Here is an 11,634-nt window from a genome sequence, read left to right as displayed (position 1 = left end):
TACAAATCGCAATACAGATACCTTTATCTTAGCGGTGATGTTCACATTGGTGAAAATTGCCATGTGGAGGATGTGGAATGTGGGAGAAGCCCAGTTTCTCACCATCACAGAAACCGGGCTTCTAAGTTCAAAATTAATTAATTACAAAATTAATTACTAACTAATTACTAACTAAATCTGGAAACACCTCTTGGACTGCGGGATGCACTAAACGATGATTTTGCACATTCACACCTTTACCCAAGGAAGGATTAATTTCTAAAGCCTGCAAGCCAGAATTGGCAAGTTGCTGTACATAAGGCAAAGTGCTGTTATTTAAGGCTTGGGTTGCCGTCCAGGGTACTGCACCAGGCATATTCGGCACGCCGTAATGAACTACTCCTGATTCAATGTAAACTGGATTTGTATGAGATGTGGCATGTAAAGTTTCTACACATCCACCTTGGTCAACAGCAACGTCAACAATTACTGAACCGGGATGCATTTTTGCTACTAATTCGCGAGATACTAGTATTGGTGCCCTTCTACCCAAAACTAATACCGCACCAATGAGTAAATCTGCTTCTTTGACAGCAGCTTCAATGTGAGCCGAATTGCTGTAAAGCAACTCCACGCGCGAACCAAATAAGGTTTCCAAATAGCTGAGGCGATCGACATTCACATCCAATATTTGTACGGCAGCACCCATGCCCACGGCAATTCTGGCGGCTTCTGCCCCCACGACTCCACCACCTAAAATTACAACTTTCCCTGCTTTTACCCCAGGTACACCACCTAACAATACACCTCTACCACCCTGCTGACGCTCTAAATATCTGGCTCCAAACTGTACCGATAAGCGCCCCGCAATAATACTCATTGGTGTTAGCAATGGTAAGCGATTTGCTCCAGCTTGTTCTACGGTTTCGTAGGCGATCGCAGTTACACCGCAATCAATTAAATGTTCAGTTAATTTTCGATCAGCAGCTAAGTGTAAATATGTAAATAAAATTTGACCTTTTTGTAGAAAATTGTACTCTGAAATCAGAGGCTCTTTAACTTTTACAACTAACTCGCGATTCCATGCTGACTCTGCTGTAGGCACAATTTCCGCGCCAACAAAACGGTAATCATCATCGCTAAATCCAGCACCATTACCCGCTTGTGCCTCCACGAAAACGCGATGACCGCTTTCTTGTAACACGCGCACACTGGAAGGACTCAACCCAACTCGAAATTCTTGGTCTTTCGATTCCTTGGGAACACCAATTTCCATTGACTGCCTCTGAATTTATTTTTGCTTAAGTTTAGTGTCTCTTAGCCCAGGTTGCCAGTTTGAAATTAAAGATACTTAATGCCCAAAAGGCAAAAGAAAAAGGCAAAGATGCGAAGCATACCTGTAACTACCCATACCAATCTGCAATTCCAAATTTTGTTCTTGACTATTAGCCAAGTGTAACTACAATATATAAAGAAAAATTAATTTTTGTAAACTGAGCGATCGCAATGAATAATTGAAGCTGCAATGCGTTAGCGTTCAATAACAATGCGATTAGCTGAGTCTGAAAAGTCACAAGTCGGAAATAAAAGCGAGTCAAATTTTTGTCTCAATCCAATCCGCAAGCTTTTCCCAATGATTACCTGTCAAAAACTGCTTTATTAAACTTAAACTCGCCCAAAAGAGGTGTGAAAATAATGACTCAACCACAACCTAGCATTAGCCCCAAGTTGGAAGACCCCAAGTTTGGATTTAATGAATATTCAGAACGTTTAAATGGTCGCGCGGCAATGATTGGTTTTCTTCTAATCGTTGTTATCGAATATGTCACCGACAAAGGCGTATTATCGTGGCTCGGTTTGCGCTAAGATTGCCGGAAAGTCGAATCTGAAAGTTGTAATTTAGAATTAGACACTTGAGAACCAGCTGGATGTTTCAGCTGGTTTTGAGGTTCATAAGGTATTCTCATACCAATTCACAAAAATCTTGAAACATATCCAAGCTTTAAAACCCTTGTCAAACCAAGATTTCTTAATTGCTAGCTACCGCTTCACTCTTCGAGAAGGCTTGCGCCTACGCGACAGCGAGTATTGCGAATTGCGAATTGCGTAGCTTTAGCTTCTCGCGGAGCGAGTATTGCGAATTGGTATCAGGGGTATATTGGTACACATCCTGGCTGAAAATGTCAAAATTATAATAGAAGTTGATGCTGATAAAGCTTTGTCTAAAAAGCGATCGCAGGCAATGTATTTCCAGTAGATTTATTCAAGTAAGTTTATTTCCACTTAATTTCCACAAAACTATATAAAGGGCTAAGAAAAACCAACTGTGATGAATGTTGCATTCCCTCGTTTATTGAAATCCGCATACCGTAAAGACCCGATTGTGAGTGTACTAATTACAATGGGGCTTATTGATGCGCTGATTGGTGGATTTGATGATAGTTGGTCTTTATTTGCGTTTGGCTTGGGAACAGCAGGTTTAACGCTATGCTGGCGATTATTCAAAATCCAACAAAATCGACCTTTACAAGAAGTCGAAACGGCTTCACAGCTTTATTTGCCGCCCCGTTCTTCGAGTTCTGCGTTACCAATGTTAAGCATTCAGAAGAAAAAGCCTCCTCAATAGTCTCTGGTGACTAATTTTCGCTTCTTTCTCTCCGGAGGTAAATATGGGAAATATATTTGTATAGTATGTTGCCTGTATTTAATTGAGTGAGAAGTGACGGCGATGGAAAAAAACAAAATAAGGGCTAAGATTTCGGCAAATATTTTCATTCGCTCCTCAATGGTGCTGGCTTGTTTCACAGCCGTTAACCTGTGTGCGATCGCTTTTTCTGGTTTGGCTGTGGTTAAGCCAATGCCGAAAATGGCTGCGGCGACGGGTGAAAGTACAGCTGACACGAAGCCAACTTCCGTACTGAGAAATAGATTTGCCAATCCGCAATTGTTCTACACACTCAAAGGACATTCTGGCGGCATCAAATCTCTGGCTTTTAGTCCTGACGGTTTGACTGTGGCTAGTGGTGGCTCGGAGAATGATGGTTATATTCTGTTGTGGGATGTTGCTAAGGGTCGGAAAAAAGGGATTATTAATAGAGCGCAAAAAACTGCGGTACAGTCATTGCTGATTTCACCAGATGGGGAAAACTTAGTTAGTTGCGGCAGCGATAGCAGTATTAATATTTGGAATCTTAAGGATAATAGTTTTTTACGTTCCTTTGTCAACCACAGCACTAATGTCATGTCCCTGGCTGTGACTCCTGATAGCAAGGTGCTGGTTAGTGGTGGAATTGATGGAATTCGGGTATGGGATTTATTACAACGCCGTCCACTGGCGACTTTGACAAAATACGATAATTTAATTTATACCCTGGCGATTAGCCCTGATGGTCAAATTTTGGCGAGTGGTGATGGTAGCGGCGTGATTAAGTTGTGGAATTTATCTACTGGTAGGGTAATTCGGGGATTTGTGGCGCATTCCAATACAGTTAGCAGTCTCACTTTTACTCGCGATGGTAACACCTTAATTAGCGCCAGTCGCGATCGCACGATCAAACTTTGGAATCTCAACACTGGCAAAATTGAGCGCACCCTGACAGGACATACCGATTGGGTAAATGCGATGACGCTGCATCCTGATGGTGAAATTTTAGCTAGTGCGGGACGCGATGGGGTGAGACTTTGGAATCTAAATACGGGAGAATTAATTACAAGTTTGTATGCACATAGCGATTGGGTAAGTGCGATCGCTTTTAGTCCAGATGGTCAAACTCTGGCTACGGGCGGATTTGATAAGAGGGTATATATCTGGCGGAGTATGTGATGTTGTGTCTGGTTCCAAACTTATGGTTAAGACTGACGCGGGGAAAAGTTAATAATAACTGATTAGCTGGAGTTAATGTAACATCAAAATTCAGTAATTTTACTGTTTTTTTATCCAAACATAAATATCCCCAACCTGTAAAAAAAGTTGGGGACACAAATCAAACTATTGCTTGAATTTTAGTTGAATGAATTTTCAAGTTCTACAGCAAGTAGAGCAAACCAAATAGAATAATCCAAACTACATCCACAAAGTGCCAATATAATTCAGCAGCTTCGATACCAAAATGGTGTTCATTACTGTAATGCTGAGGATTACGCGATCGCCACAAAACTGCTAAAATCGCCAAGACCCCAATTGTGACGTGCAAACCGTGAAATCCTGTCAACACGTAGAATGCACTGGCAAATATATTCGTGGTTAAACCAAATTCGAGGTGAGTATACTCGTAAACTTGACCACATAAAAAGGTGATTCCCATCAATGCCGTGATGGCGAACCAAATTTGCATTCCCTTGACATTATTCTTTTTAATGGCGGTGTCAGCATTGTGAATCACAAAACTGCTGGAAATTAGAATTGCAGTATTAATTCCAGGCAATAAAAGTTCTAATTCTGGAGTTCCCTCAGGTGGGAAAACAGGTAAGGTTGAACGGAATACTAAATAAGCACCGAACAAACCCATAAAAATCATCCCTTCCGCAATCAAGAATAAAACCAACCCAAACATCCGATTGTCTGGATGCTCTTCATGGTGAGCGGTTTCGGCAACGTGATGATGGTTGAGTTCAGTTTGTGCTGAGTCGATTGTTGGACTTTGCATGAAGCTACATTTTAGATAAATTGAAGATTTGCAGTTTTTAGATTTGGTGAAGGATTTGAGATTGAGTTTAAAATCTCAAATCCCAAATCACCCAAAAATTCGGATTCATCAACTAATTTTGCTAAATAAACCCGTTGTTTTGGCACAAAAACTTAATCATGGAGATGGATTACATAGTCAATGACATCAACAAAACTCAACCCGCAGGTGTTAATGTGGGTTCAGACTGAGACGGTGTTGGAGTTTCAGATGTATTGTGAACTCCATATGCGTATGGACCTGTCACCAATACTGGTAAGGGATCAAAATTTTCAATTGCAGGTGGTGAGGTTGTCATCCACTCCAAAGTTAAAGCCTTCCAGGGATTATCACCAGCTTCTTTACCATATAACCAACTCCAAATAGCATTGATGATAAATGGCAAAGTAGAAACGGCGAGAATGTAAGAACCGTAGGTACAAATTTCATTGATGAATGTAAATTGGGGATCGTACTGGGCAATTCTTCGGTTCATTCCCATCAAACCGAGTTTGTGCATCGGTAAGAAGGTCATATTTAAACCCACAACTGTGAGTATGCAGTGAACCCGACCCCAAAATTCGTTGTACATCCTTCCCGTCATCTTCGGGAACCAGTGGTAAATAGCCGCAAAAATACCGAGAACGCTACCACCAAATAATACATAATGCAGGTGAGCGACAACAAAATAGGTATCGTGAACGTGGATATCAAAGGGCACAGCAGCCAACATGACACCACTGATACCACCGATCACAAATGTTCCTAGAAAACCGACTGCAAAGAGCATTGGAGTATTGAGGCTAATTTTTCCACCCCAAATAGTTGCGAGCCATCCAAAAATTTTAATCCCAGTAGGGACGGCAATAATCATGGTGGTAATCATGAAAAACATCCGCAACCAGCCAGGGATGCCACTGGTGAACATGTGATGTGCCCAGACAATCAGTCCCAGAAAACTAATCGCTAAAGAAGAATAAGCGATCGCTTTATAACCAAAAATCGGCTTGCGGGAGTGAATTGGTAATATCTCCGAAATACATCCAAAAAACGGCAGAATCATAATATAAACTGCTGGATGGGAGTAAAACCAAAACATATGCTGGTACACTATCGGATCACCACCACCAGAGGGGTTAAAAAACGCCGTCCCAGCAATTAAATCAAACGACAGCAAAATTAAACCTGCTGCCAATACTGGAGTTGAGATCAAAACTAGTGCTGACGTTGCTAACATTGCCCAACAAAACAGAGGCATATCATGAATGCCCATGCTAGGAACGCGCATTTTCAGGATAGTGGCAAGAAAGTTAATTGCTCCCAAAATCGATGAGGTACCCAGTATCAGGACACTCATAATCCAGATAGCTTCCCCGACTTGACCTGTGACTAAACTTAAAGGTGGGTAGGAAGTCCAACCCGCATCAGGTGCATCTCCTACAGCCAAGCTAGCAATTAACAATACACCTGCTGGGGGAATCATCCAAAAAGCAACAGCATTAAGTTTAGGGAAAGCCATATCCCTTGCCCCAATCATCAAGGGAATCAGGTAATTGGCAAAACCCGCACCCGCAGGCACAATCCACAAAAAAATCATGATTGTGGCATGTAGTGTAAACAAGCTGTTATACACTTCTGGAGTGACAAAATCTACTTCTGGTGTTCGCAACTCGGTACGCACCAATTCAGCCATCACCCCCCCGATACAGTAGAAGATGAAACTGGTGACAATATATTGAATCCCAATGACTTTATGGTCGGTACTAAAGGTGAAGAAATGCCACCATTTTCTCTCACCATGTCCGTGAATTTGTGCTGGAGTCTTGGCTGTTTCTTGAATTGGTGTTTGTGTCATAGAAATTTTTGTGGTTATTTTAGTTATTGGTTATTAGTCACTTTTTACTGCTTATTGGCTTGTGATTGAAAATTCTTAATTACCAACCATTCAGCACTAACTATTAACTATTAACCATTAACAATTACCCAATCATTACTAACTACTTGTGAACTTGATGTAATACTTCCGGTTGAATCCCAATTTCTTGAATGTAGGGGGCAAGAAATTCATCTGTTGATTTGTTAACGGGATTATAAGCAACCGCTTGATTTAAGGTTTCAGCTTGTGCAACTAATTGCTCTTGCATCCACTTGTCATATGCTTCTTGAGGTTCTACAACCACATGAGTTCGCATTGCCCCGTGGTAAGGTCCACATAACTCAGCACAAATCAAAGCATAATCGCCTTCTACTTTTGGAGTGAAACTGAGTCTTGTTTCCCTACCGGGAATTACATCTTGCTTAATCCGAAACTCAGGAACCCAAAATGCATGAATCACATCGCTTCCAGTCATTTTTATTTCGACTTTCTTGCCGATGGGTACGTGTAACTCACCGGAGGAAACCCCCGTTTCTGGATAGCTAAAAATGAAAGCGTATTGGATACCCATGACATTTACCTGCAAATCTGCTGGTTTTGCTGTCTTGTCCGCTTCCATACTATCAGCCTCATTCAATTGGGCAATTTGTTTACCCATTTGATGGCTTTCCATTTGATGTCCCATTTCTGCATGGTCATCTGTTAAAGTTGCAGCGAATGCAATCCCCGATTTATTAACTTTGGGGCTAACTGTTGAGCTAACGTTGGCAACGGGTGCATCATGACCGCCATGGGGACTAAACCCACCAATTTCGTTGTATACGTCAAAGCTATATACAGATATACCAAGAACTATAATTGCTGGAATTGCGGTCCAGAGAATCTCTAATGGTACATTGCCATGGACTGGAGGTCCATCACTGTTATCACCAGCGCGACGACGATACTTAATTATGCTGTATATTAAAATTCCTTGTACTAGCAGGAAAATACCGACAGAAACGGTCATCATTGTGTTGAACAAGCCGTCGATTAAAGAGGCTTCATCAGTGGCAGGTATTGGCAACAAGCCATGATTTTGACCGTACCACAGGCTGACTAGGGTCAGCAGGATGCCAATTAGTAAGGTCCAGATTGAACTTGGAATTTTCACGGGTCAATAAATGTAAACGACATTACTACTTTCGACAGAACTGCTTACTTACTAAGGTAGTCGAGCGTATCAGAGATAGCAGGGAACAAGTTGAATAAATTATTAATTTTTTAGATGTGGATACTGATCTTCAGAAGCGGGGATTGACTAGATATGCCAAGGGATAGATGTGAATTCAACGGAACATTGAGACTACGTTAGCATGGGAGCCGTTACTCCCTAACTAATTAAAAATCTGTAAAGCTTTAGGCTAATAGTCATTACATCAAGTCAAAGTATAACTGAGAGTTGATATCTGTGATGAAATCTATGGGTTAGGGTGAAATAGACGGGATGAAGTGGGGAGCAGGGGCAAAAATTTATCCGTATCTCTACCCCTATTATTTCCCTTTCCCTGATGAAAACGCGACAGACCAAGCAAAAGGTATCTTGAAGATGAGCGGATTTGTTCTACAACAACAGAATACTGAAGCCGAAGCACAGCCAAAGGATAAGATTCGTCGCTTGGTGTGGAAAATGTGTATCGCCACATTGATTTTGATGGCAATCGGTAGCGCTACCCGCGTGATGAATGCTGGACTGGCTTGTCCAGACTGGCCCCTGTGCTATGGTGAACTTATACCAGCCAAGCAGATGAACCTCCAAGTATTTTTGGAATGGTTTCACAGACTTGATGCAGCTCTGATTGGAATTAGCGCGATCGCCCTGGCTTGCATTAGTTTCTGGTATCGCCGTCACTTACCCAACTGGCTGCCTTGGGCTTCTGCCTTTGCTTTATTTCTGATTGTTTTCCAAGGTGTGTTAGGCGGTTTAACTGTTACACAACTGTTACGTTTTGACATCGTGACAGCACACCTGGGAACAGCGTTATTATTCTTTACTACTCTTTTAATTATCGGCACAGCTTTAGCTCCCTACCAAGGAACTGGAACCGCCGGGAAGTTGCCTTGGATTGGCTTTGCAGCAGCCCTTTTTGTTTATGGGCAAAGTTTGTTAGGGGCGATCGTTGGTTCTCGTTGGGCACTTCACCAATGTTTTGCCGGATATCAACTCTGCGGAGTTATGTACAGTCACATCTTGGGACTTGTACCGCCCACGATCGCCACTCTAGCTGTTGTGTTGGTGACTTGGCGAACTCCAGCTTTACACCCGGCTTTGCGCCGTTTAGCAAATATGGCTGGTAGTTTACTAATTCTTCAGATTTTCTTAGGGATCGCCACTTTTAGATTGCACTTACAGGTTGAACCATTAACGGTTTTACATCAAGCAATTGGAGCAACACTGCTGGGAACTTTGATTGTTTTCACGGTTCTCGCACTGCGTGACGTAGCATTAAACAACGAAGTTAGTCTGCATTCTGCTAATACCTTGTTAAATTCAACAAGTTCGCAGACAGCAGAATCAAATTAATAAAAAGGGTTAGGAAGAAAGGGGAACAGGAGAAGCAAGGGGACGAGGAGATGGCAATAAGGGGAGATCAGAAATATTTAACATTTTTACTTTCCCCCCTGTCCCATTCTCCCTGTCTTCGACTTTCCTCATCCCTACATCATTTAATTCCCAATGCCCAAATTATTTTAGATAAAGGAACTAGTGCCAAGATGATTGAGACAAATGTCTCTCGCCACCACCAAAGTTTTCTCCAAGTGGTTCAGAGCTACTACCAACTCACAAAACCGCGAATTATTCCCTTACTACTGATTACCACCGCCGGCAGCATGTGGATTGCTGCTAGGGGACAGGTAGACCCATTACTATTGTTGGTGACTTTAACTGGTGGTACTCTGGCGGCTGCTAGTGCCCAAACAATTAATTGTGTCTACGATCGCGATATTGATTATGATATGGAGCGAACACGCCACCGCCCTTTGCCTTCAGGTAAGGTTCAACCTCGTGATGCTCTAGTTTTCGCCGTTGTTCTCGGTTTGCTTTCGTTTACTCTCTTGTCTGTTTTCGCCAATTTGTTAGCTGCTTTGCTGGCAATGTCTGGCATTGGGTTTTATGTTCTTATTTATACTCATATGCTCAAGCGTCACAGCACCCAAAACATTGTGATTGGTGGTGCTGCTGGTGCAATTCCGGCTTTAGTTGGTTGGGCTGCGGTTACGGGTAGCTTAAGCTGGGCTGCTTGGTTAATTTTTGCGATCGTCTTTGTTTGGACACCTCCCCATTTCTGGGCTTTGGCGTTGATGATTCGGGATGATTACGCAAAAGTTGGGATACCAATGCTACCAGTAATTGCTGGAGCAAAGGCGACAGTCTGGCAAATTTGGTGGTATACCTTAATCACAGTATTTGCAAGCTTTTTGCTGATTTACCCGTTACATGAAAGCGGGTTTTTATATGGCGCGATCGCATTATCTCTGGGTATTGTTTTTATCCATAAAGCATGGCAATTACTACAAAATCCTGAGGATAAACCTACCGCCAAAGGATTGTTTCTTTATTCCATTTCCTACATGATGCTTTTGTGTTTGGGTATGGTGGTTGATAGTTTGCCTATTACCCATAATGCTGTTAGTTTTGCAGTCAATCAATTACATCTACTTGTAGCTTCGCTGTAGGTTGAAAATTGGCTGGAAAATTGAATTTTAACTTAGTTCCTCCGCAGACGCGATCGGGTTTTGCGGGGGAATAGTTTTTTTTGTGATGAGGCTGTGATTTGGAAAATTTATAATTCAATACGGTTCAGTTAAGGTTGTCAGTAATCGATTTGTTGAGAACCAAGACTTGGGGGATTCTCCCCCAAACCCCCTCCAAATAAGAAATACAAAAATTTTTGGGAGCAAGGAATTATAAGCCTTCTTAATTCAAATTGAAACAAAACTCTTAACCCGAACTCAGGTTTTGGTAGTTAATTTATATTCTTAACTGAACCGTATTGATTTATAATTCTTGATAAATTTAAAGTCATAACGGCTTCGTTTTTGTTATGATCGTCATAGGAATCAAAAGGGTTTTGATATGGCACATTTAAATCAACGTCGTTCTGAAAACGTAAACGGGGACTTTTACGTGGATACGACTTGCATTAATTGCGATACTTGCCGTTGGATGGCTCCAAGCGTATTTACTACCAAAGGTGAACAATCTGCTGTTTATCATCAACCGACAAATGCAGTAGAACGACTTGCAGCACTTCAGGCTTTACTATCTTGTCCTACAAGTTCGATTGGTACTGTCGAAAAACCGGAAGATATTAAAATCGCCCAGTCGAGTTTGCCGATCGCAATTGACGATAATGTTTATCATTGCGGTTATCATTCGGAAAAATCCTATGCTGCGGCAAGTTATTTTATTCAAAGACCAGAAGGAAATATATTAATTGATTCACCTCGGTTTACTCCTCCCTTGGTAAAACAGTTGGAACAGCGAGGAGGAGTAGATTATATGTATTTAACCCATCGCGATGATGTTGCTGATCATCAAAAATTTGCCGCACATTTTCACTGTCAGCGTATTCTCCACAGCGATGATATTACTTCTGGAACAGAGAATGTCGAAATTCAATTAACTGGTTCAGATATTTTTGGCTCAGATATTTTTGAACAATCTCCCGATTTACTAATTATTCCCGTTCCCGGACATACCAAGGGACATACAGTTTTACTCTACAAAAATAAATATCTTTTTACAGGTGACCACTTAGCTTGGTCAAAATCACTACAACAATTAATTGCTTTTCGGGATTTCTGCTGGTATTCATTTTCCGAGCAAATTCAATCAATGCGGCGTTTATTAGATTACTCTTTTGAATGGGTATTACCAGGACACGGACGCAGGTATCATGCTGATGCCTTAACGATGGCTCAGGAAATGCAAAAATGCCTAAATTGGATGGAAAATGCATAGCAGAGGCAGTACCAATGAAAAAATTTCGTCGCCAAGCATGAAAAGCGGACACGGAGAGACGGGGACGCGGGGACGCGGGGAATAATAAATGACTAATGACTCTTTCAAGC

Annotated in this window: 10 protein-coding genes; 6 read left to right on the top strand and 4 right to left on the bottom strand. The window is 41.7% G+C overall.

What is annotated here, in order from left to right; genetic code table 11:
- Window positions 1-160 precede the first annotated feature (160 nt).
- Window positions 161-1,255, bottom strand: coding sequence for an alanine dehydrogenase (gene ald / locus VB733_RS05385; RefSeq protein ID WP_323339065.1), 1,095 nt, complete (start codon window positions 1,253-1,255; stop codon window positions 161-163).
- A 419-nt stretch (window positions 1,256-1,674) separates the two neighbouring features.
- Here ald and VB733_RS05380 point away from each other — a divergent pair, with 419 nt between their 5' ends.
- The 3 genes from VB733_RS05380 to VB733_RS05370 all read left to right on the top strand — a co-directional run bounded on the left by VB733_RS05380 (window position 1,675) and on the right by VB733_RS05370 (window position 3,802).
- On the top strand, window positions 1,675-1,845 hold the full coding sequence (locus VB733_RS05380; RefSeq protein ID WP_323339064.1) for a chlorophyll a/b-binding protein: 171 nt from the start codon (window positions 1,675-1,677) through the stop codon (window positions 1,843-1,845).
- Window positions 1,846-2,308: 463 nt separating this feature from the next.
- Window positions 2,309-2,605 (top strand): hypothetical protein, encoded by a 297-nt coding sequence (locus tag VB733_RS05375; protein WP_323339107.1) that lies wholly within the window; start codon window positions 2,309-2,311, stop codon window positions 2,603-2,605.
- A 102-nt stretch (window positions 2,606-2,707) separates the two neighbouring features.
- Window positions 2,708-3,802: a WD40 repeat domain-containing protein gene (locus tag VB733_RS05370; RefSeq protein WP_416336290.1), complete on the top strand. Its 1,095-nt coding sequence runs from the start codon at window positions 2,708-2,710 to the stop codon at window positions 3,800-3,802.
- Window positions 3,803-4,004: 202 nt separating this feature from the next.
- Here the strand turns inward: VB733_RS05370 and VB733_RS05365 are convergent, their stop codons facing one another.
- The 3 genes from VB733_RS05365 to VB733_RS05355 form a co-directional block, all read right to left on the bottom strand.
- Entirely contained in the window at window positions 4,005-4,625 is a 621-nt protein-coding gene (locus tag VB733_RS05365; protein WP_323339063.1) for a heme-copper oxidase subunit III, read from the bottom strand.
- 196 nt (window positions 4,626-4,821) lie between these two features.
- Entirely contained in the window at window positions 4,822-6,498 is a 1,677-nt protein-coding gene (ctaD, locus tag VB733_RS05360) for a cytochrome c oxidase subunit I (RefSeq protein ID WP_323339062.1), read from the bottom strand.
- Window positions 6,499-6,640: 142 nt separating this feature from the next.
- Window positions 6,641-7,672, bottom strand: a complete 1,032-nt coding sequence (locus VB733_RS05355) for a cytochrome c oxidase subunit II (RefSeq protein WP_323339061.1) — start codon at window positions 7,670-7,672, stop codon at window positions 6,641-6,643.
- A gap of 435 nt (window positions 7,673-8,107) precedes the next feature.
- Here VB733_RS05355 and VB733_RS05350 point away from each other — a divergent pair, with 435 nt between their 5' ends.
- The 3 genes from VB733_RS05350 (at window position 8,108) to VB733_RS05340 (ending at window position 11,524) form a co-directional block, all read left to right on the top strand.
- Window positions 8,108-9,082: a heme A synthase gene (locus VB733_RS05350; protein ID WP_323339105.1), complete on the top strand. Its 975-nt coding sequence runs from the start codon at window positions 8,108-8,110 to the stop codon at window positions 9,080-9,082.
- Between the two features lie 191 nt (window positions 9,083-9,273).
- Window positions 9,274-10,236, top strand: a complete 963-nt coding sequence (locus VB733_RS05345; protein ID WP_323339104.1) for a heme o synthase — start codon at window positions 9,274-9,276, stop codon at window positions 10,234-10,236.
- 400 nt (window positions 10,237-10,636) lie between these two features.
- Window positions 10,637-11,524 (top strand): MBL fold metallo-hydrolase, encoded by an 888-nt coding sequence (locus VB733_RS05340; RefSeq protein ID WP_323339060.1) that lies wholly within the window; start codon window positions 10,637-10,639, stop codon window positions 11,522-11,524.
- The last annotated feature ends 110 nt before the right edge of the window (window positions 11,525-11,634 follow it).

The sequence above is a fragment of the Calothrix sp. UHCC 0171 genome, from assembly GCF_034931845.1.
Taxonomy (GTDB): domain Bacteria; phylum Cyanobacteriota; class Cyanobacteriia; order Cyanobacteriales; family Nostocaceae; genus Brunnivagina.
The sequence above is the reverse complement of the archived record's forward strand: the minus strand, read 5'-3'. Positions and strand labels throughout refer to the sequence as shown.